The sequence below is a fragment of the Marinobacter persicus genome, assembly GCF_002934325.1.
GTDB lineage: Bacteria > Pseudomonadota > Gammaproteobacteria > Pseudomonadales > Oleiphilaceae > Marinobacter > Marinobacter persicus_A.
In genome coordinates this window covers 12,610-33,107 of sequence record NZ_PTIV01000032.1, presented here as the reverse complement: position 1 = coordinate 33,107, position 20,498 = coordinate 12,610, and the positions used below count along the sequence as shown (strand labels likewise).

Sequence of the window (20,498 nt, the reverse complement as noted above, 5' to 3'; positions counted from 1 at the left end):
TGTGACCCGATCTGATCAATAGTGAACTAACGGACAGGTGTAATAATGATAAACCAAAACTTGCTTATCACTGTGCGGCCTCTGACATTGATGACTTTTATGCTAGCACTGTCACTGCCACCCTACTTTGCGATGGCGGAAGAAATGCCTGGGTCGGAGCAACACCCGATTACGCAAGGCAGAATTGAGAGGGGTGCGCTGAACTCCGTAGCGCCAGAGCAATCATTGTTGATCATTGATGACAGATCATATGTCTTGGATCGTGTCATTCAGTTTAACGGAGCCGTCTGGTCAAGGGAGCAAGTGATCAATCGGCTTGAGCCCGGAGATCGGGTCGAGTTCGTGGCGGGGCCAGTGATAGATTCCAGCCGCGGCGCCAGGCAGATAAAGTCTCTCAGGGTAATCAATTAATAATCCGGAGATCAGAGTCTCCCGAAACTTCCAAACAAACGAGTGATGACATTTTGATGATCAAATCCCAATACATGACTCCAGAGATGAACCGCTCTGCCGGCTTCACCCTGATAGAGCTGATGATCACAATTACGATCATAGGAATCATTGCCGCCATTGCCTTCCCTTCCTACCAGAACCAAGTGGAGCAGACCAGAAGAACAACAGCCCAGGCAGACCTCATGGAACTCGCTCAGTGGATGGAGCGTCGTTATTCCAACGGGTTTGATTATCGCGAAGCTGGCAACAACCCGACTCTCCCCTTTGACCAATCACCCCGGAACGGTACTGCCTTCTACAACATCAGTTTCTCAGGTAACGTGGCCAGAGATACCTTCACACTTCAAGCTGTACCGACGGGTGGCCAGACCGGAGATGACTGTGGAACATTGACGTTGGACGAACAGGGTAATCGGGGCGCCGCCCAAACCGATTGCTGGTAATTGCCAGCCATCCAGTAAATTTTCAGCTTACGTCGACCGCCTCGATGCGCAGCTCGCGGGGCATGGAGAAGACGATGTTCTCTTCCCTCCCGGAGACTTCTTCCGGCTCTTCGCCGCCCAGTTCTTTCAAGCGATTGATCACTTCAGCCACCAGTACTTCCGGGGCGGAGGCACCTGCGGTGACGCCAATGGCAAACTTGTCCTCAAGCCACTGCGGGTCAATTTGCGAGGCTTCGTCAATCAGGTAGGCTGGCGTGCCCATGCGCTCGGCCAGTTCCCGCAGACGGTTGGAGTTGGAGCTGTTGGGAGAGCCCACCACCAGCATCAGGTCGCAGTCGTTGGCCAGTTGCTTCACCGCGTCCTGGCGGTTCTGGGTGGCGTAGCAGATGTCGTCCTTGCGCGGACCTTCAATCTCGGTGAACTTGGCGCGCAGGGCGTCGATCACCCGGGCGGTGTCGTCCATGGAGAGGGTGGTCTGAGTCACAAACGAGAGGCGAGCCGGGTCGTTCACTTCCAGGTTGGCCACGTCTTCCTCGTTTTCCACCAGGTAGATGGCGCCGCCGTTACTGGCATCGTACTGGCCCATGGTGCCTTCCACTTCCGGGTGGCCTTCGTGGCCGATCAGGATGCATTCACGGCCATCGCGGCTGTAGCGCATGACTTCCATGTGCACTTTGGTAACCAGCGGGCAGGTGGCGTCGAAGACTTTCAGGCCCCGGCGCTCGGCTTCTTTCTGAACCGCCTGGGAGACGCCGTGGGCGCTGAAGATCACGAGGGTGTCGTCCGGCACTTCGTGCAATTCGTCCACGAACACGGCACCCCGGTTGCGCAGGTTGTCGACCACGAATTTGTTATGAACCACTTCGTGACGAACGTAGATGGGCGCCCCGAACACGTCCAGCGCACGGTTCACGATTTCAATGGCGCGGTCTACGCCGGCGCAGAAGCCCCGGGGGTTTGCCAGTCTGATTTGCATTTTGATGCCTTTGGGGTTTGTCGCCCGCGGGCTGCGAGGAGGCGCTGTCCGAGACACGCTGTGAATACATCCCTGTACGCTTGACTGCAGCATCCATGCTGCAGACAGTCCCGGACAGCGCCTCCCCGCATCCCACTAACTTTAGAGTGGCCAGCAAGAGCGGATAAGACTTCAGCCCTTAGTGCGTCGGCCCTGCCGGTTCCACGTCCAGAATTTCCACTTCAAATTCCAGTGTACGCCCTGCCAGCGGATGGTTGAAGTCCACGTCCACTTCGTCACCTTCCACGCGGCTGATTACGCCGGGCAGTTCCTGTTGGCGGGCGTCTGCGAAGGACACCACTACGCCCGGCTCCAGCACCATGTCAGCGCTGAACTCGTGGCGTTTGAAGCTCTGCACGTTGCTGGGGTTGTGCTGGCCAAAGCCTTTTTCCGGGCTCACTTCGTAGGCGGCGTGGTCGCCGGCCTTCATACCCATGATCAGGGCTTCGAAGTTTTCCGGCAGGTTCTCATCGCCAATTTCCAGGGTGGCCGGTTCTTTATCAAACGTGGTATCCACTACTTCACCATCCTTAATCTTCAGGGCGAAGTTCAGTTTTACGCGGGTACCTTTATCTACGGCTAAATCTTTCATGAGTGTGTATCACTCCTTCAGGCATCGCCGCCGTCGGCGGGTTTGCGGAATAAGTCGAGTATCATCATGGCCGCGCCAATGGTGATGGCGGTGTCGGCCAGGTTAAAGGCGGGGAAATGCCAGTCCTGCCAGTAGAAGTGCAGGAAATCCACCACGTAACCGTGCACCACCCGGTCATAGACATTGCCCAGGGCGCCGCCAAGAATCAGTACGATGGCGATGGCGGTCCAGGTTTCATTGGCTTTGAGCTTTCGCAGCCAGGTCACCAGCACCACGCTGACAATCAATGCCAACGCCACGAAGAACCAGCGTTGCCAGCCCTCGGCATTGGCCAGGAAGCTGAAGGCTGCGCCGGTGTTGTGCAACAGCGTCAGGTTGAAGCTGGGCAGCACCGGCACCGGATCGGCATAGGTCAGCATGGCGCTGGCCAGCGCCTTGGTGCCGAGATCAACCGCGATCACCAAAACCGCCAGCCACAGCCATTTCAGCTTGCTACCCGCCTTGCCTTCAGTCATCACTACGCCTGTCAGCCCGTTCATCAGGCATAGGCGCGGGTTTCACCCGGGCCTTCCACGTTGGTCACGCAGCGGCCGCACAGATCGTCGTACTGCTCGTTCTGGCCGACGTCTTCACGGTGATGCCAGCAGCGCTCGCACTTCGGGTTGGCAGATGGCGTTACTTTCACCAGCAACCCTTCCACACCAGCTTGTTCGGCTCCGTCAGCCTCACTTACCGGCTTCACGGTAGCCTCGGACGTGATCAGCACGAAACGCAGCTCGTCACCGAGATGTTTAAGCCGTTCAGCCAATTCACCTTCGCAGTAAAGCTCCACTTCTGCAGTCAGGGAGCCTTTGATCTCACCCCGGCCACGGGCATCTTCCAGGCATTTGTTGACGGCTTCTTTTACCGCAAAAATGTCGGCCCAGTAGTCACGGCCCAGTTCGGAATCCGCCGGCAGTTCGGTAAGGCCTTCGTACCAGGTTTCATAGAACACGGTGTCGCCGCGCTCGCCCGGCAGGTGCTGCCAGATCTCGTCAGCGGTAAAGCTCAGGATCGGCGCAATCCAGCGCACCAGAGCTTCGGCGACATGATAGAGCGCGGTCTGGGCAGAGCGCCGCGCCAGGCTGTCCGCCTGGGTGGTGTACTGGCGATCCTTGATGATGTCCAGGTAGAAGCCACCCAGGGTGGATTCACAGAAGTTGTATACCTTGTGATAAATCCGCAGGAAGGCGTAGTTGCCGAAGTCCTCGTGGATTTCTTTCTGCAATTGCAGCGCCTTGTCCACCATCCAGCGGTCCAGGGCGATCATGTCTTCCGGGGCCACCATGTGTTGGGCCGGGTCGAAGCCGCTCAGGTTGCTCAGCAGGAAGCGCGAGGTGTTGCGAATCCGGCGATAGCCGTCCGCCGTCTGCTTCAGGATGCCCTTGGATACGGTCATCTCGCCGCTGTAGTCAGTGGCGGCCACCCACAGGCGCAGGATGTCGGCACCCAGTTCGTTCATGACTTCCTGGGGCGCAATCACGTTGCCCCTGGATTTGGACATCTTGTGGCCCTGGCCATCCACGGTGAAACCGTGGGTCAGTACCTGCTTGTACGGCGCCACGCCGTTGATGGCGATGGACGTCTTCAGGGACGACTGGAACCAGCCCCGATGCTGGTCCGAGCCTTCCAGATACAGGTCCGCCGGGAACTGGCCCAGCTCTTCACGAACCCGCAATACCGAGTCGTGGGTCACGCCGGAATCGAACCAGACATCCAGTGTGTCGGTCACTTTTTCATAGTCGTCAGCGTCCGCGCCCAGCAGCTCGCCCTGATCCAGTTCGTACCAGGCGTCAATGCCGTCGGTTTCGATCACATCGGCGACTTTCTGGATCAGTTCCTTGGTGTTCGGGTGCAGATCCTGGGTTTCCTTGTGCACGAACAGGGTGATGGGCACGCCCCAGGTACGCTGGCGCGAGACACACCAATCCGGGCTCTGCTCGAACATCGCTTCAATGCGGTTCTGGCCCCACGCCGGCACCCAGCGCACGCCCTTGATCGCTTCCAGGGCATCGGCACGGAGGTTGAGCTTGTCCATGCTGATGAACCACTGCGGCGTGGCCCGGTAGATCAGCGGGGTCTTGGTACGCCAGCAGTGCGGGTAGCTGTGGCGGAATTTTTCCGAGCGAACCAGCTTGCCTTCACGCTCAAGAGCGGCGCACACCGGCTCATCGGCCTTGTACACATGCACACCGGCAAATTCTTCGGCCGCCTCGGTATAGGTACCGTCGGCTTTCACCAGGTTCAGGGTGTCGATGCCGTATTCCTTGCCCACCTCGAAATCTTCCAGGCCGTGGTCCGGCGCGGTATGGACGGCACCGGTACCGGCATCCAGGGACACGTGCTCGCCCAGGATCAGCGGCACCTGCTTGTCGTAGATCGGGTGATGCAGCGGCTGTTTTTCCAGGGCGGCACCGGCCACGTTGGCCAGCACTTTGTAATCTTCCACACCCCAGCGTGCCATGATGCCTTGCACCATGTCGGTGGCCAGGATCAGGCGCTCCGGCCCATTGCCGGTATCCACCTGCACCAGGGAATATTCCAGATCGGCACCGATGGACACCGCCTGGTTGGCCGGGATCGTCCACGGCGTGGTGGTCCAGATCACCACGGACACATCACCTTCACCTTCGGTAGTGCCGAAGGCCTTGAGGACGTCGTCCGGATTCACGGCAGTGAAGCGCACATCAATCTGGGTGGAGGTCTTGTCCTGGTACTCCACTTCGGCCTCTGCCAGTGCGGACTGACCAACCACACTCCAGTAAACCGGCTTGTAGCCACGCACCAGGTGGCCTTTTTCAACAATCTTGCCCAGTGCCCGGACAATGCCCGCTTCTACTTTCGGGTCCATGGTCAGGTACGGCTTGTCCCACTCGCCCATCACGCCCAGGCGGATGAAGTCGGCTTTCTGACCTTCGATCTGCTTGGCGGCGTAATCGCGACAGGCCTGACGGAAGGTCTTGTAGTCCACCTTTTGGCCAGCCTTGCCGATGTCCTGCTCCACTTTGTGTTCAATGGGCAGACCGTGACAGTCCCAGCCCGGCACGTAAGGCGCATCGTAGCCCATGAAGCCACGGGATTTGACGATCATGTCCTTGATGATTTTGTTGACCGCATGCCCGATGTGAATGCTGCCGTTGGCGTAAGGAGGGCCATCGTGCAGGATGAACTTGTCGCGGCCTTCGCGCTGCTTGCGCAGGTTGCCGTACACGTCAAGATCCTGCCAGCGCTTGAGCATGTCCGGCTCGCGCTTGGCCAGGTTACCGCGCATGGGGAAGGCGGTTTCCGGCAGATTCAGGGTATGCTTGTAGTCGCTCATGTCTGTGTGCGCACTCTCTCGTTGGTCAGCGTGTTGGTCAGTCTGTCACTTCAAAAACAGCAGGGCTGATGGATCAGAATCCGTCTTCACCGGCCGGCAATGGGTTTTCTGCCAGCCAGCGCCGGGCCTGCTCGAAATCCCGGGCTATCTGTTGCTTCAACTCATCAATCGAGTCGAACTTTACTTCGTCCCGCAAACCGTGGCGGAACACCACTTCCAGATGCTGGCCGTAAAGTGTGCCAGCAAAGTCAAACAGGTGCACTTCCAGTGACGGCCGCTTGCCATCCACGGTGGGCCGGAGCCCGATGTTGGCGGCACCGTCGTACCATTCACCGGCATCGGTCCTGGCCCGCACCACATAAACGCCCTGCAGCGCAGGCATCTGGTGCAACAGGATATTTGCGGTCGGGGCACCGATGGTGCGCCCCAACTGCCGGCCGTACACCACCCGGCCATGGATACGGTAACGATGCCCCAGCAGAACCTCGGCCTGCTCCAGGCCATTCACGTTCAGCAGGTTGCGAACCCGGGTGCTGCTCACCCGTTCGCCATCCACCATCACGGTGTGGGTGTTCTCCACCGTGAAACCACGTTCGTCACCAACCTGCTCCAGCAAGTTGAAGTCACCGGCGCGATCACATCCGAAACGGAAGTCGTCACCCACCACCAGGTGGTGCACGCCCAGCCCCCGAATCAGGATTTCTTCGATGAAGTCCATGGCAGAGTAACTGCGAAAGCGTTCGTTAAACTGAATGCACAAAACCACATCCACGCCTTCGGCCAACAAGGCCTCGAATTTCTGCCGGAAGGGCATCAGCCGGGGCGGTGCCTCCTCTCCTTGGAAGAACTCACGTGGCTGGGGCTCGAAGATAACGACCACCGACGGCACGTTCAGTTCCGCTGCCTTATCGCGGACCTGGTCAATGATGGTCTTGTGTCCGAGGTGAACGCCATCAAAATTGCCGATGGTTGCCACACAGCCACGGGCCAGCGGCGACCGCGGGTTACCCGCAAGCCCCTGCAGATTGGTCAGGCCTCGAATCAGACGCATGTACGACGAACCTTCACTTGCCGGCTGATGGCTTTGGGCGCTTGTGCCCGGAGGCAAAGCACTGGTGAGAAAACGCGCGATTATACCTCAGGAGCCGGGTGTGTAGAAATCACCCGCTTACAATGGCTGTCGGAAATGTCGCACCCTGACGCCAACCGTCGCCAGCACGACAAAGTAGGCCACCACCCCGGCCACCACAATCACCGACATATCCAGCGCACGTTGGACGCCGCCCGCCGCGAACCACTCGGCGGCCGGAACATTCAGCCAGAGGATGACGGCCGCCAGCACAGCATTGGCGAAGGCCAGTTGAAGCAAAAACTTTGGCCAGCCCGGCTGACTCTTCCAGGCCCCTTCCCTGCGCAGGCCGCGCCATAGCAGGAAGCCGTTCAGCCAGGCGGACAGCGCGGTCGCCAACGCCAGCCCGGCATGGGCCAGCGGCACAATCAGGGCAAGGTTGAACGCCATGTTGGCCACCATGGCGATCACACCAATTTTGACCGGCGTTCTTGTATCCTCCCGGGCAAAGAAACCGGGGGCCAGCACCTTGATCAGCATAAAGGCCAGCAGGCCCGCCGAATAGGCGCGCAGGCTCTGAGCCGACATCACCACATCCCGGTCGGTCACCTCCCCGTAGTGGAACAGGGTGGCAATCAGGGGCTCGGCCAGCAGAACCAGCGCCAACGCCGCCGGCACACCGATCAGCAGCACCGCCCGGACCGCCCAATCCAGGGTGGCGGCAAACTGCTCCGCCGAGGCCGCCGCGTGCTTGCGGGACAGACTGGGCAGGATCACGGTGCCAATGGCGATGCCGAAAACACCCAGTGGCAATTCCGACAGACGGTCGGAATAGTACAGCCAGGACACACTGCCGGTCTGCAGGAAAGACGCCAGCACGGTATCCAGCAGCAGGTTGATCTGGCTGACCGAAACACCAAACAGGGCCGGTGCCATCAACTTCAATATACGACTGACCCCTTCGTGGCGATAATCCACCCGGGGCCTCGGCATCAGCCCCAGGCGCATCAGGAACGGCAACTGGAAAAACAGCTGCAGGGCACCGGCAATGAACACGCCCCAGGCCAGCGCCATCACCGGCTCCTGCATGACCGGCGTGAGGAACACCGCTGCGGCGATCATGGCCAGGTTCAGCAGCACCGGCGTGAAGGCCGGAACCGCGAAACGGTCATAACTGTTCAGGATACCGCCAGCGAAGGCCGTCAGAGAGATCAGCAACAGATACGGAAAGGTGATGCGCAGCATGTCGCTGGCGAGACCAAATTTCACCTCATCATCCAGAAAGCCGGGCGCAAAAATCGCTGTCAGCACCGGTGAGCCGAGCATCGCCACCAATGTGACCGCCAGCAACACCAGCCCCAGCGAGCCGGCAACGGCATCCACCAGCCGCTTTACTTCGGAAATATCCTGTTTTTCCCGATAAGAGGACAATACCGGCACAAACGCCTGGGAAAAGGCCCCCTCCGCGAACAGGCGCCGCAAAAAGTTGGGAATCTTAAAGGCAACAAAGAAGGCATCGGCACCAGCCCCGGCCCCAAAATAGCGGGCAATGACCATGTCCCGCACCAGCCCCAGCACCCGGGAGAGCATGGTCATCGAACCCACGACGCTGGAAGAGCGCAGCAACCCCGGCGCTTTTGCCGGCGATGGCTTCACCGGTTTTTGATCTCCAGACTCGGAGGGGGATGGTGGCTGAAGTTCAGATGACATGCATTCAGGTCCGGAAATCAGGGTTAATGCCGGGCGGCATTTCGGTAATCCACATAACAGCGCGTATCCTTGGGTAAAAGCGCTGTTTTAAAGGTTGCAGGAGTGTACCACAAGCCTCCCTGGCACTGGCATCCACCGCCCACGGATCTTGACATCTCAGCCATTCAGCGGCATAGTTCCGCGTCATTTATATCGACGCGCTGTTTTTGGCGCGCCCGCGATCTAAACAGTTTCAGTATTTCTAGCAACGAATTTCAGGAGTTTTACGGTGGCAAATACCCCGCAAGCCAAAAAGCGCGCTCGTCAGAACGAGGTTAACCGCAAGCACAACGCCAGCCTGCGTTCCATGGCCCGCACTTACATCAAGAAGGTCGAAGCCAAAATCAACGCTGGCAACGCCGAAGAAGCCAAGGCTGCTCTGAAAGAAGCCCAGCCGATCATGGACAGCATGGTCAACAAAGGCATCTTCGCCAAGAACAAGGTTGCTCGCACCAAGAGCCGCCTGAACACTCGGATCAAGGCCCTGTAAGGCACCGATTCGAGGTACAAAAAAACCGGCTTTCGAGCCGGTTTTTTTGTGTCTGGAGATCAGTTGACAACAATCATCGCCATCACACAATCACCAGATTATCCCGGTGAATCATTTCCTCATCGGAGACATACCCCAACACTTCAGTAATCCGGTCACTGGAATGACCAATAATGGCCCGGGCCTCACCAGCATCATAGTTCACCAGCCCGCGCGCCACTTCACGGCCATTCTCATCCACACACGAGACCATCTCGCCCCGGCGAAACTGGCCAGCCACCATCTTCACACCCACCGGCAACAGACTGCGCCCACTCAGGCACACGCCTTTCACAGCACCGGCATCCAGGGTGAGCCGACCCCGGGTTTGCAGGTGACCGGCAATCCACTGTTTGCGGGCGGCTACCCGACCCTGCTCAGGCAACAACAGGGTGCCAATAACATCCCCTTGGCGAAGACGGGCAATCACATGCTCAATACGACCACCTGCAATCACCGTGAAAGCGCCCGACCGGGCCGCCAGGCGTGAGGCCCGCAACTTGGTCACCATCCCCCCACGCCCCAGGGCACCGGCGCCACCGCCCGCCATAACGTCTAGGGCAGGATCACTGGCGCGACTTTCAGTGACCAGCGTGGCATCGGAATGCTTGCGCGGATCTTTATTGAACAACCCCACCTGATCGGTAAGGATGATTAACCCGTCCGCATCCACGAGGTTGGTCACCAGAGCACCCAGGGTGTCGTTATCGCCAAAGCGGATTTCGTCGGTCACCACGGTGTCGTTTTCGTTAACGATGGGGATAACCCCCACGTCCAATAGCGCGCGAAGCGTACTGCGGCCATTTAGGTAGCGCTTACGATCAGAAAGGTCGTCGTGGGTCAGCAGGATCTGCGCGGTGTGAATATCATGGCGCTTGAACTGGGCCTCCCAGGTCTGCACCAGACCCATCTGCCCCACAGCGGCAGCAGCCTGCAATTCGTGCAACTGGTCGGGGCGCGTGTGCCAGCCCAGCCGACTCATGCCTACTGCCACGGCACCGGAGGAGACGATGACAATCTCCACGCCGTCTTCCACCAGCTCGGCAATCTGATCCACCCACAGACCCAGAGCGGCCTCATCCAGCCCCTTGCCGTCATTGGTCAGCAAGGCGCTTCCGATTTTGATCACCAGGCGGCGGGCCTGACGCAACTGGGCTCGTTCAGTCATGGTGTTGCCAAGATCTCCGGAGTTGGTCCGTGTTAGTAAGGGGCGTAGACCACTTCCACGCCGTCATCGTCATCATCGTCGTCGAAGTCGTCATCGTCATTCTGGCGAGCTTCCCGACGGGCCTGCTTTTCAGCCTCGATGCGGGCACGCGCCTCTTCGTCCATCCGGCGGCGACGTTCGGCCTCCTGCTCGGCCACTTCCGGATTCTCTTTTTCCTGCTCAGCCTGTTCTTCAATCCAGCGCATAATCGCCTGCACCAGCGGCTTGGTGCCCTCACCGGTCAATGCAGAAATCCAGAATACCGGGCCGTCCCAGCCAAGCTCGTCCACAATCGCCTGACAGTGGGCCTCGCGGTCCTGCTCGGCGATCATGTCCACTTTGTTCAGCACCAGCCAACGGGGGCGGCTGGCCAGGGTCTCGCTGAATTTTTCCAGCTCATTGGCAATCGTGCGCACGGATTCGGCCGGCGAGCTGCCGTCGTAGGGTGCCACATCCACCAGATGTAGCAGCAGACGGGTGCGCACCAGGTGCTTGAGGAAACGAATACCCAGGCCGGCACCTTCAGCGGCACCTTCAATCAGGCCGGGAATATCAGCAATCACAAAACTCTGGTGGGCCTGCACGCTGACCACACCCAGATTCGGCACCAGGGTGGTGAACGGGTAATTGGCCACCTTCGGCTTGGCCGCCGACACGGAGCGGATAAAGGTGGACTTGCCCGCATTGGGCAACCCCAGCAGTCCGACATCTGCCAATACCTTCAATTCCAGGCGCAGATTGCGCAGCTCACCTTCACTACCCTTGGTGGTCTGGCGCGGCGCACGATTTACCGACGACTTGAAGCGGGTGTTGCCCAGGCCATGGAAACCACCCTGGGCTACCTTCAGGCGCTGGCCCTCGTGGGTCAGGTCGCCAAGCACTTCATGGGTATCCATATCCACCACGGTGGTGCCCACCGGCACCGGCAGGACCAGGTCATCGGCCTTGTTACCAGTGCAGTTACGACCGGCACCCGGCTCACCGTTCTGGGCCTTGTGTTTACGCTGAAAGCGGTAATCGATCAACGTGTTCAGTGACCCATCCGCTTCCAGATAGACAGAGCCGCCATCACCGCCGTCACCGCCGTCGGGGCCGCCCTTGGGGACGTATTTTTCACGCCGGAAACTCAGGCAGCCGTGGCCGCCCTTGCCGGCTTCGACAATAATGGTGGCTTCATCTACAAATTTCATGATCAACCCTTTGCGCAACGCGCATAAACTAAAAAGCCCCGCAGCCTCTGGGAAGCTTTGCGGGGCTCCGGGCGTTTCCAATCTCCTGACTATATCAGGATCAGGATTTCAGAAACGCCCAAGGTTCGAAGAACCGGATCGCCGCTGCTTACGCAGCCGGAACGATGCTTACGAACTTACGGTTCTGCGGGCCTTTGGTTTCGAACTTCACCTGGCCGTTTGATTTCGCAAACAGGGTGTGGTCCTTACCAATGCCAACGTTGGAACCTGCGTGGAAACGGGTGCCACGCTGACGAATGATGATGCTGCCTGCAGAAACAGTCTCACCGCCAAAACGCTTCACACCAAGTCGTTTCGACTCGGAATCGCGACCGTTACGGGTACTACCTGCTGCCTTTTTATGAGCCATTACCAGCCTCCTTATCTAGGGGGTAATATCAGGGATTAACCCTGGATACCCGTGATCTTAACTTCAGTGAACCACTGACGGTGGCCCTGACGCTTCATGGAATGCTTACGACGACGGAACTTGATGATCTGAACCTTGTCGTGACGACCGTGGTTAACCACCTCAGCAGTTACCTTGGCGCCTTCAACGGCCGGAGCGCCAACTTTCACGTCGTCGCCATTGGCTACCAGCAGAACACGGTCAAACTCAACGGTGCCGCCGGTTTCAACTTCCAGCTTTTCCAGCTTCAGAGTTTCGCCTTCTTTTACACGGTGCTGCTTACCACCGCTAACAATTACTGCGTACATTCAATAGTCTCCGCGATTGACCCATCCCTGCTCTTATCCACCTGGTTCTAAGGGAAGCGCTCTGGCAACCCTATAGCAGGGAGCGCAGGTTGGGATGAGTTGGGCGCGTGATTGTACGAGAACCGGCCCCGCAATACAAGCCAACGACCGGCTCAAGTTGACAGTGTAGGCAGCAATACCTAGCATTGCCGCGACCTGCCCAAAAACTCAACGAAACCACCAGCAAGGGATCCACAAGCCCGATGACAACCGAGCGCATCTACGACACCGTGGCGGACGACTTCAGCCGCGTGAACGACCTGATTATCCAGAGACTTGCTTCCGATGTTCCGCTGGTGGAAAAGATCGCTCAATACATTATTGAAAGCGGCGGCAAACGCCTGCGGCCGCTGTTGGTGTTGCTGTCCAGCCAGGCCGCCGGCTACCGGGCGAACGATCACCTGAAACTGGCGGCAGTGATTGAGTTCCTGCACACCGCCACCCTGCTGCACGACGATGTGGTGGACACCTCGGACATGCGCCGCGGCCGCAGCACGGCCAACGCCAAGTGGGGCAACGCGCCCAGCGTGCTGGTTGGTGATTTCCTTTATGCCCGGGCCTTTGAAATGATGGTGGAGCTCGAAAGCCTGCCGATCATGAACGTGCTGTCCCGTGCCACGGCGGTGATCGCCGAGGGCGAGGTGATGCAGTTGATGAACGTGAAAAACCCGGACCTCAGCGAAGAACAGTACATGCAGGTCATCCACAACAAGACCGCTATGCTGTTCGAGGCCGCTTCCCACACCGGCGCCCAGCTGGCCGGGGCGTCCGGGGAACAGGAAGTGGCTCTGCGGGATTACGGCAAGCACCTGGGCATGGCATTTCAGTTGGTGGACGATGTGCTGGATTACCAGGGCGATGCCGAAACCATGGGCAAGAATGTGGGTGATGACCTGGCGGAGGGCAAGACCACCCTGCCGCTGATCCAGGCCATGGCCACCGGCACGGACGAAGAACGCCAGTTGATCCGCCAGGCGATCCGCAAAGGCGGGCTGGACGATCTGCCGAAGGTACTGGAAACGGTTCGCCAGTCCGGTGCCATCGAATACACCATGGATAAGGCCAAGGAGCAGGCGCGAATTGCGCGGGACCTGCTCACCTGCCTGCCGGAGTCCGCTCACCGCGAGGCGCTGGAGCTGCTTACCGAGGTGGCTGTGGCGCGGGTGAGCTAACCTGTCCGCACGTGAGCGGGGAAGCGCTTCCCAAAACACGCTGTAAATACGTCCCTGTACGCTCGTCCTCCGCCATCCATGGCTCCGTACGGTTTTGGAAAGCGCTTCCCCGCTCACATGCTAGCTTCTCAGTATCCTCAACCCAGCTTTTCGCGCCCATGCGGCGCACTTAAATCCAGCTCCGGCCCCACCGGTACAATTTGCGTCGGATTGATAGTGCGCTGACTCACGTAGTAATGGCGCTTAATCTGGTCGATATCCACCGTTTCCGCCACACCCAGCACCTGATACAGCTCCCGCAGGTAACCCGACAGGTTCGGATAATCCCGGATCTGCTGCCGATTGCATTTGAAATGGCTGTAATACACCGCATCAAAACGAACCAGTGTGGTAAACAGCCGCCAGTCCGCTTCGGTTAGCTGACCGCCTGCCAGATAACGCTGTTGCGCCAGAATACCTTCCAGCCAGTCCAGTGACTCGAACAGCGCGGTATAGGCCTGCTCATACTTGTCCTGGGCGGTGGCAAAGCCGGCCTTGTAGACTCCGTTATTCACGGCGTTGTACACCCGGTCATTTACGGCATCAATCGATTCTCGCAGGGACTCGGGGTACAGATCCAGATCCGCGTTTACGCCCTCCAGGTCGTCAAAAGCACGGTTGAACATACGAATGATCTCGGCCGACTCATTGCTGACAATGGTTTCCTGGCGCTTATCCCACAGCACCGGAACCGTCACCCGGCCGGTATAGTCCGGCTTGGCCCGCGTGTAGATCTGACGCAGAAAGGAAGAGCCGAAGAGATGGTCTTCATGCCCCGACCCTTCGGCACGAAACTCCCAGCCGTTCTCCAGCATATCCGGGTGCACCACCGATACGGAAATATGAGATTCCAGACCCTTGAGCTTGCGAAAAATCAGGGTGCGGTGAGCCCAGGGGCAGGCCATGGACACGTACAGATGATAACGCCCGCTCTCGGCGGCGAAACCACCGTCGCCGGACGGCCCGGGCTGGCCATCAACGGTCACCCAATTGCGGAAACCGGCTTCCTCGCGTTCGAACTTGCCGCCAGTCTTATCCGTGTCGTACCACTGGTCTACCCACTTGCCATCAACCAACAACCCCATAACTGACTCCTCTTTAGCCACGAAATCCCCGAAAGAACACGAAAATAAAAGACATGAAATCTTTTTCTTTTCGAAGTAAATCTTTGTTCGTGTTCTTTCGGGGATTTCGTGGCAAATAAATTTCTTATCTAAGGACAGCCTACCCCCTCCCCTGCTAGGCTCATAGCAAGCATTTCTGGCAGACCTTTTCAGATTATTTGAACATGCATACAGCCATTACCATCGACGCACTCAAGGTGCTGGACGCCATTGACCGAAAAGGCAGCTTCGCCGGGGCCGCAGCCGAGCTGTTCCGGGTACCTTCAGCCATCAGTTATACCGTCCAGAAACTGGAAGAAGACCTGGATATCCAGGTATATGACCGATCCGGCCACAAGGCCGCACTCACCCCGGCCGGGCGTTACCTTCTGGAGGAAGGCCGGACCTTGCTGGAGGCGGCGGAGAACCTGGCCCACACTACCCGCCAGGTGGCCCAGGGCTGGGAGACACGACTGCGCATTGGCTTCAACTCATTGATACCGGCCGATTGCCTGTTTCCGGCCGTTGAAGAATTTCACCAACTGGGCGTGCCGGTGGATGTCCAACTGGTCGAAGAGGTGTTTGCGGGCACCTGGGATGCGCTACAGAGCCGGCGGGTCGATATGATTGTGGCTGCGGACCAGATCAGTAAGCCTGCCGGAGCCTTCACCACCAAACCCTTGGGGGAAGTGTCGTTCGTGTTCGCGGTCGCGGCGAATCACCCGCTTGCCAGCGCCACCAAACCTTTGCCTGAAGCCGAAATTGCCCAATATCCAGCCGCAGTGGCCGCCGACACCTCCCGCTCGTTGCCACCCGGCAACGCCGGCATCTTCCGGCGCCAACGTACCCTCACGGTCAGTAATATTGATCAGAAGATTGCCGCACAGGAAGCGGGCCTGGGCGTCGGTTGGCTGCCCCTGGGAAGGATTCATAAGCAGCTGGCCCAAGGCACACTGGTGGCTAAAGAGGTGGTGGAATCCCGCGCACCCATCGGTGTGCATCTGGCCCGGCACAGCGACGATAGAGGCAAGGCGTTGATGTGGTTCTGGGAACGGCTCAGTAACGACGCGCCACTTCAAAACTGGCTGAAAGGCACTGGCCAGTCGTAAAAAAGCCGGGCACTTGGCCCGGCTGATGGCGTTTCCTCGCTAGCGCTTATTCAAATGCCCAGCGCAGGAAAGCACGCTTTTCCTCTTCCGTGGCATCCGCCCAGATAGACTTCAGCTGATCCAGCGTGGTGCCGGCCGGAGCGCCATTGTCACCAGAAGCCTGAGGAATGGGCGTACGGGCCGTGCGGAAAATGGACTGACCATCCCAGTTTGTGGAGCTGGCCACATTCTGGCCATCCGCTGTCACGATATCGGCCGAGAAGCTATCCACCATGGATTCCGCTTCGCGGCGATTGGATGGCTCTTCGTAGACAAACTGATAGGTGGTGCCGGCTTCCGCGTCAAAACGAACCACCTGGGGCTCACTTTCAATGGTATGTACCTTGGACTCACCATTCTCCACTACACCGGACTTGGCCCAGATGGTTTTGTAGGTGAACACCACCTCATTCTTGCCCGGCAGCAGCCCATAGTCGAGGGCCAGGTCGTCAATCAGGTAAGTGGTCATGTTCTGGCCATTCACGCTCTTGACCTGAATGGCGCCAGGAGCTTTCAGTACCGCAGGGTTGGCCGCTTCCTGCGGACTACCTTCCCAGGTATTGATGCGCGCGGCGGACGAAGCACAGCCCACCAGGACGACGCTCATCATCAGGACAGCGAATTTGAACAATCTGGAAACGTGACACATACTCTTTAAGCTCCTATTAAAAGAAAAACACTACTAAAAACAAAACCGGCTCGGTTCCACCCACTCGCAATGCTGCCCCGAAGAGTAAACCAAAACGGGCACAGGAGACACCATGAACACGCAACCCAGGTCTGGAGAGGATGGGCCGGTTCCTTTCCGCTGTAACCGCTTTTTCTGTGTGGGCAACAAGTGGTACTTCACCACCCGTGAAGGCTTTGACAGTGGCCCGTTCGCGTCTCGCCAACGGGCGGAGGTAGGGCTCAAGCGCTTCCTGCACGTTGTCGAAATGCTACCCGAAGAAAGACGGCTGCATTGACAACCGCCCGCCCCACTCCATCCATCCCATTCGCGATGCCCATCACGCAATGAACGGCATCAGCCAGATGTCTATACCCCAAAGGCAGGCCAGTGCCATGAAACCAGCAATGATGTCATCGAACATGATCCCCACCCCTCCGGGTAGGTGTTCGTCCAGCCAACCGATCGGCCAGGGTTTGGCAACATCGAACAATCGGAACAGCATAAACGCCATTAATACCCCATAGATGTCATCGGGGATCAGGCCGAGGGCAATCCACATGCCGGCAAACTCGTCCCAGACAATGCCGCCATGATCATGAACCTTGAGATCCCGGGCGGTCTTTCCGCATAACCAGATACCAACCAGGCAGGCCGCAAGCACTACGAGCCAGTATAAAGGCATGGGCATCCAGGCAAACAGATACCAGAAAGGGATGGCCGCCAGGCTGCCCCATGTGCCTGGAGCGCGGGAAGCGGTGCCACTACCAAAGCCGAACGCCAGAAGGTGAACCGGGTCTTTCAGAAAGCCCGGTGGCAGTATTGCCTGAGGCACCTCAGGCTCTGGGGCTGGATCATGGTCCGTCAAACTGTCCTCCCGAAATGATCAAATCCTTGAGTCTGGACGTTTTTCTGTCCCCCATCGAGACGCAGGCCAGGCGAGGCCTCTATCTGCCCTATCACCGTCAGTTCAGCCTGAACCGACCCGGGCAGCCGGGCCCATTGCTCGGGGGCAATGGTGACACACAGCTGATAATCATCACCAGCCGTCAGCGCCAGGTTCACCGCCTTATTCCCCTCCAGGTTCTGCAACGCAGCACTCATGGGCACCTTGTTCACCTGAACACGGGCCCCCACATTCGAGGCATCCAGAATATGCTGAAGATCGGCCAACAGACCATCGGAAACATCGATGGCCGCCGAGGCATAACCAACCAGTTGCTGACCCAGGGTTAGCCGAGGTTGAGGAACGTGGTATTGCTCCAATACCGCCCGTTCCATGTCCGATGGCGAAGGAGCGTCCAGAAACGCAAGGGCTGCGCCGGCATCTCCCAGGGTTCCCGAGACACAGATGAGATCACCGGAAGCAGCGCCACTCCGGCGCAGGGCCTCGCCCTCCCTCACCGTGCCGTGAACCTGGAGAGACAGCGTCAGTGGACCGCGCGTAGTGTCACCGCCCGCCAGAGTAATACCAAAAGTGGCACTGGCCTTGGCGAGCCCTTCAGCAAAGTCCGACAGCCAGTCTTCGTTCGCTTCTGGCAGGGTCAGCGCCAGGGTGAAGCACACCGGCGCCGCGCCCATGGCGGCCAGATCACTGGTGGCAACCGCCAGCGACCGCCAACCAAGGTTGAACGGGGAATAACGTTCGGGGAAGTGGACACCCTCCACCAGGGTGTCGACGGAAAAGACCAGGTCCCGGCCCGGCGGTACTCGCTGAATGGCACAGTCGTCGCCCGGGCCGAGCAACAGCTGACTCGAGCCGCCAGCGGCGGCCAGCGGCTGGAAGAATTGGCGAATCAGCTCAAATTCGCCCATAACTCAACGCTGACGGGTTTCCGCCATACGCAGGCGACGGCTCAGTTTGTCCAGAATGCTGTTCACAAACTTGTGCCCCTCGGTACCACCGAAGCGCTTGGCCATTTCGATGCCTTCGTTGATCACCACGCGGTAAGGGACGTCAATCCGATGTTTGAGCTCATAGGCACCCAGACGCACGATGGATAGCTCCACCGGGTCCACCTCCTTCAAAGGGCGATCCAGGTACGGCTCCAACAAACGGTCCAGCTCCGCTTCCTCCCGATGCACGCCGCGCAACAAATCGCGGAAGTACATCAGGTCCACCTTGCTCATGTCATTATCGACCATGAATTCAGCTTCAATATCGGCAATCGGTGTTTTACTGAAGTGCCGCTGATACAGGCCCTGCATGGCCAGCGCCCGGGCACGGCGGCGGTCGCCAGCCTTGGGCTTGTTGCTTCCTGCCTGTGGGGTGTTCTCGCCTGCTTCGCTCATTACTCACCCAACTTCTTGAACAGACTGACCATTTCCAGCGCGGTGATGGCCGCTTCGGCGCCCTTGTTACCGGCCTTGGTGCCGGAACGCTCAATGGCCTGCTCGATGGAGTCCACCGTCAGCACGCCAAAGCTGACCGGCACGTCGGAATCCAGGCTGACAGCACCCAGCCCACTGGAAGCTTCACCAGCCACGTAATCAAAGTGCGGGGTGCCACCACGGATCACCGCACCCAGGGCGATGACGGCGTCGTATTCTGTGGTTTCAGCAACGCGCTTAACTGCCAGCGGCATTTCATAGGCGCCAGGCACACGCACAATGGTGATGTCGTCTTTGGAAATACCATGACGCAACAGGGTGTCGACGGCACCTTCAACCAGGCTTTCGACCACAAAACCGTTGAACCGGCCAACCACCAGGGCGTAGCGACCGCTGCATTGGGTGAAATCACCTTCAATTACTTTAATATCGTTCATTGCATTGTCCTTTACGGGCTGCCCGACGCCAAGCCGGACAGCCGAATGAATCAGTCTTGTGAATAGGGTACGTATTCCACGACTTCCAGATCGAAGCCGGAGATTGCGGAGAATTTTACCGGCGGGCTCAGCAGGCGCATTTTGCCAACGCCAATATCCCGCAGAATCTGGGACCCGGTGCCCACGGTGAAGTAAACGCCAGAGCCACCCTTGGCGGAGGATGCCTGCTCACGGTCAAAGAACTCGTGAATCCGGTCTTCCAGGTTGTAGCTGTCTTCAGCGCTGTTGAGCAACACCACGACGCCATGCCCCTCTTCAGACACTTTCTCCAGTGCATGGTGCAGCGGCCAGCTACGTGAATCCTTGCGCCGTGCACCCAATAGGTCGCGCAGGGTATCGGTAATATGCACCCGAACGAAGGTCGGTTGCTCGGGGTGGATATCCCCCATGACCATGGCCAGGTGAGTGGCGCCTTGAATGTTGTCCCGGTAGGTGCGCAGGGTGAACACGCCGTATTCCGTGTCCAGTTTGTTCTCTTCCACGCACTCCACGGTTTTCTCGTTCAGGGTGCGGTAGTGAATGAGATCGGCGATGGTGCCAATCTTCAAATCGTGCTCTTCGGCAAACCGTTCCAGGTCTTCCCGGCGCGCCATGGAACCGTCGTCGTTCATGATCTCGCAGATCACGCCGGCTGGCTCACAGTCAGCCAGAACAGCCAGATCGCAGGAAGCCTCGGTATGGCCAGCGCGGCTAAGCACACCACCGGGATCCGCCATCAGCGGGAAGATATGGCCTGGCTGAACCAGATCGGTGGCCTTGGCATTGCGCGCCACAGCGGCTTGCACGGTCCGGGCCCGATCCGCGGCCGAGATACCGGTAGTCACACCCTCAGCCGCTTCAATCGACAGAGTGAACTTGGTCCCGAAGCCGGAAGCATTCTGGTGCACCATCAACGGTAGCTCCAGTTGCTCACAGCGCTCCCGGCTCATGGGCATGCAAATCAGGCCCCGGCCAAAGCGTGCCATAAAGTTGATGGCCTCGGCTGTGCAATGCTCGGCGGCCATCACCAGGTCGCCTTCGTTTTCCCGGTCTTCATCGTCCATCAGGATAACCATCTTGCCCTGACGGATGTCTTCGATGATCTCTTCAATGCTGTTCAGTGCCATACGGTTCTGCACCCTGCCTTCCCGGGAACCACTGT

Annotated in this window: 22 protein-coding genes; 5 read left to right on the top strand and 17 right to left on the bottom strand. The window is 58.6% G+C overall.

Annotation, left to right across the window (positions count from 1 at the left end; genetic code table 11):
- Nucleotides 1-467: 467 nt before the first annotated feature.
- A complete protein-coding gene (locus BY454_RS14255; protein ID WP_308471512.1) occupies nucleotides 468-896 on the top strand; it encodes a type IV pilin protein in 429 nt (142 codons plus the stop codon).
- A 22-nt stretch (nucleotides 897-918) separates the two neighbouring features.
- On the opposite strand, the gene ispH is transcribed toward BY454_RS14255, so the two are convergent.
- From ispH to murJ, 6 genes are all read right to left on the bottom strand, one after another.
- On the bottom strand, nucleotides 919-1,872 hold the full coding sequence (gene ispH / locus BY454_RS14250; protein ID WP_104417198.1) for a 4-hydroxy-3-methylbut-2-enyl diphosphate reductase: 954 nt from the start codon (nucleotides 1,870-1,872) through the stop codon (nucleotides 919-921).
- Nucleotides 1,873-2,050: 178 nt separating this feature from the next.
- Complete coding sequence (locus tag BY454_RS14245; RefSeq protein ID WP_104417197.1) at nucleotides 2,051-2,503, bottom strand: FKBP-type peptidyl-prolyl cis-trans isomerase; 453 nt, start codon at nucleotides 2,501-2,503, stop codon at nucleotides 2,051-2,053.
- A 17-nt stretch (nucleotides 2,504-2,520) separates the two neighbouring features.
- Nucleotides 2,521-3,018 carry a signal peptidase II gene (gene lspA / locus BY454_RS14240; protein WP_104417196.1) on the bottom strand — a complete coding sequence of 166 codons (498 nt, stop codon included), beginning with the start codon at nucleotides 3,016-3,018 and terminating at the stop codon, nucleotides 2,521-2,523.
- Between the two features lie 23 nt (nucleotides 3,019-3,041).
- Entirely contained in the window at nucleotides 3,042-5,861 is a 2,820-nt protein-coding gene (ileS, locus tag BY454_RS14235; protein ID WP_104417195.1) for an isoleucine--tRNA ligase, read from the bottom strand.
- Between the two features lie 73 nt (nucleotides 5,862-5,934).
- A complete protein-coding gene (ribF, locus tag BY454_RS14230) occupies nucleotides 5,935-6,912 on the bottom strand; it encodes a bifunctional riboflavin kinase/FAD synthetase (RefSeq protein WP_104417194.1) in 978 nt (325 codons plus the stop codon).
- Between the two features lie 117 nt (nucleotides 6,913-7,029).
- Nucleotides 7,030-8,640 (bottom strand): murein biosynthesis integral membrane protein MurJ, encoded by a 1,611-nt coding sequence (gene murJ / locus BY454_RS14225; RefSeq protein ID WP_219820639.1) that lies wholly within the window; start codon nucleotides 8,638-8,640, stop codon nucleotides 7,030-7,032.
- A gap of 268 nt (nucleotides 8,641-8,908) precedes the next feature.
- Here murJ and rpsT point away from each other — a divergent pair, with 268 nt between their 5' ends.
- Nucleotides 8,909-9,169 (top strand): 30S ribosomal protein S20, encoded by a 261-nt coding sequence (gene rpsT, locus BY454_RS14220; RefSeq protein ID WP_104417192.1) that lies wholly within the window; start codon nucleotides 8,909-8,911, stop codon nucleotides 9,167-9,169.
- 82 nt (nucleotides 9,170-9,251) lie between these two features.
- Here the strand turns inward: rpsT and proB are convergent, their stop codons facing one another.
- The 4 genes from proB to rplU all read right to left on the bottom strand — a co-directional run bounded on the left by proB (nucleotide 9,252) and on the right by rplU (nucleotide 12,361).
- Nucleotides 9,252-10,376 (bottom strand): glutamate 5-kinase, encoded by a 1,125-nt coding sequence (proB, locus tag BY454_RS14215; protein WP_104417191.1) that lies wholly within the window; start codon nucleotides 10,374-10,376, stop codon nucleotides 9,252-9,254.
- 32 nt (nucleotides 10,377-10,408) lie between these two features.
- Nucleotides 10,409-11,605 (bottom strand): Obg family GTPase CgtA, encoded by a 1,197-nt coding sequence (gene cgtA, locus BY454_RS14210; RefSeq protein WP_104417190.1) that lies wholly within the window; start codon nucleotides 11,603-11,605, stop codon nucleotides 10,409-10,411.
- Between the two features lie 148 nt (nucleotides 11,606-11,753).
- Nucleotides 11,754-12,014 carry a 50S ribosomal protein L27 gene (gene rpmA, locus BY454_RS14205; protein ID WP_104417189.1) on the bottom strand — a complete coding sequence of 87 codons (261 nt, stop codon included), beginning with the start codon at nucleotides 12,012-12,014 and terminating at the stop codon, nucleotides 11,754-11,756.
- 35 nt (nucleotides 12,015-12,049) lie between these two features.
- Nucleotides 12,050-12,361 carry a 50S ribosomal protein L21 gene (gene rplU / locus BY454_RS14200; RefSeq protein WP_104417188.1) on the bottom strand — a complete coding sequence of 104 codons (312 nt, stop codon included), beginning with the start codon at nucleotides 12,359-12,361 and terminating at the stop codon, nucleotides 12,050-12,052.
- A 242-nt stretch (nucleotides 12,362-12,603) separates the two neighbouring features.
- Here rplU and ispB point away from each other — a divergent pair, with 242 nt between their 5' ends.
- Entirely contained in the window at nucleotides 12,604-13,572 is a 969-nt protein-coding gene (ispB, locus tag BY454_RS14195; RefSeq protein WP_104417187.1) for an octaprenyl diphosphate synthase, read from the top strand.
- A 137-nt stretch (nucleotides 13,573-13,709) separates the two neighbouring features.
- Here ispB and BY454_RS14190 read toward each other — a convergent pair whose 3' ends face one another.
- Nucleotides 13,710-14,696, bottom strand: a complete 987-nt coding sequence (locus BY454_RS14190) for a glutathione S-transferase family protein (RefSeq protein ID WP_104417186.1) — start codon at nucleotides 14,694-14,696, stop codon at nucleotides 13,710-13,712.
- Nucleotides 14,697-14,899: 203 nt separating this feature from the next.
- Here BY454_RS14190 and BY454_RS14185 point away from each other — a divergent pair, with 203 nt between their 5' ends.
- On the top strand, nucleotides 14,900-15,823 hold the full coding sequence (locus BY454_RS14185) for a LysR family transcriptional regulator (protein WP_104417185.1): 924 nt from the start codon (nucleotides 14,900-14,902) through the stop codon (nucleotides 15,821-15,823).
- A gap of 46 nt (nucleotides 15,824-15,869) precedes the next feature.
- On the opposite strand, the gene BY454_RS14180 is transcribed toward BY454_RS14185, so the two are convergent.
- Entirely contained in the window at nucleotides 15,870-16,472 is a 603-nt protein-coding gene (locus tag BY454_RS14180; protein WP_258075667.1) for a DUF2057 domain-containing protein, read from the bottom strand.
- Nucleotides 16,473-16,623: 151 nt separating this feature from the next.
- Here BY454_RS14180 and BY454_RS14175 point away from each other — a divergent pair, with 151 nt between their 5' ends.
- Nucleotides 16,624-16,827 carry a DUF6316 family protein gene (locus BY454_RS14175; protein WP_104417183.1) on the top strand — a complete coding sequence of 68 codons (204 nt, stop codon included), beginning with the start codon at nucleotides 16,624-16,626 and terminating at the stop codon, nucleotides 16,825-16,827.
- 42 nt (nucleotides 16,828-16,869) lie between these two features.
- Here BY454_RS14175 and BY454_RS14170 read toward each other — a convergent pair whose 3' ends face one another.
- From BY454_RS14170 to ribBA, 5 genes are read right to left on the bottom strand one after another with little or no spacing between them, the layout of a single operon-like run.
- Nucleotides 16,870-17,397 (bottom strand): phosphatidylglycerophosphatase A family protein, encoded by a 528-nt coding sequence (locus BY454_RS14170; RefSeq protein ID WP_104417182.1) that lies wholly within the window; start codon nucleotides 17,395-17,397, stop codon nucleotides 16,870-16,872.
- Entirely contained in the window at nucleotides 17,394-18,344 is a 951-nt protein-coding gene (gene thiL / locus BY454_RS14165) for a thiamine-phosphate kinase (RefSeq protein ID WP_104417181.1), read from the bottom strand. The genes BY454_RS14170 and thiL overlap by 4 nt, the downstream gene beginning before the upstream one ends.
- A gap of 3 nt (nucleotides 18,345-18,347) precedes the next feature.
- On the bottom strand, nucleotides 18,348-18,821 hold the full coding sequence (gene nusB / locus BY454_RS14160) for a transcription antitermination factor NusB (protein ID WP_104417180.1): 474 nt from the start codon (nucleotides 18,819-18,821) through the stop codon (nucleotides 18,348-18,350).
- Nucleotides 18,821-19,297 carry a 6,7-dimethyl-8-ribityllumazine synthase gene (gene ribH, locus BY454_RS14155; RefSeq protein ID WP_104417179.1) on the bottom strand — a complete coding sequence of 159 codons (477 nt, stop codon included), beginning with the start codon at nucleotides 19,295-19,297 and terminating at the stop codon, nucleotides 18,821-18,823. The genes nusB and ribH overlap by 1 nt, the downstream gene beginning before the upstream one ends.
- Before the next feature lie 50 nt (nucleotides 19,298-19,347).
- A complete protein-coding gene (gene ribBA / locus BY454_RS14150) occupies nucleotides 19,348-20,463 on the bottom strand; it encodes a bifunctional 3,4-dihydroxy-2-butanone-4-phosphate synthase/GTP cyclohydrolase II (RefSeq protein ID WP_104417206.1) in 1,116 nt (371 codons plus the stop codon).
- Nucleotides 20,464-20,498: the final 35 nt, after the last annotated feature.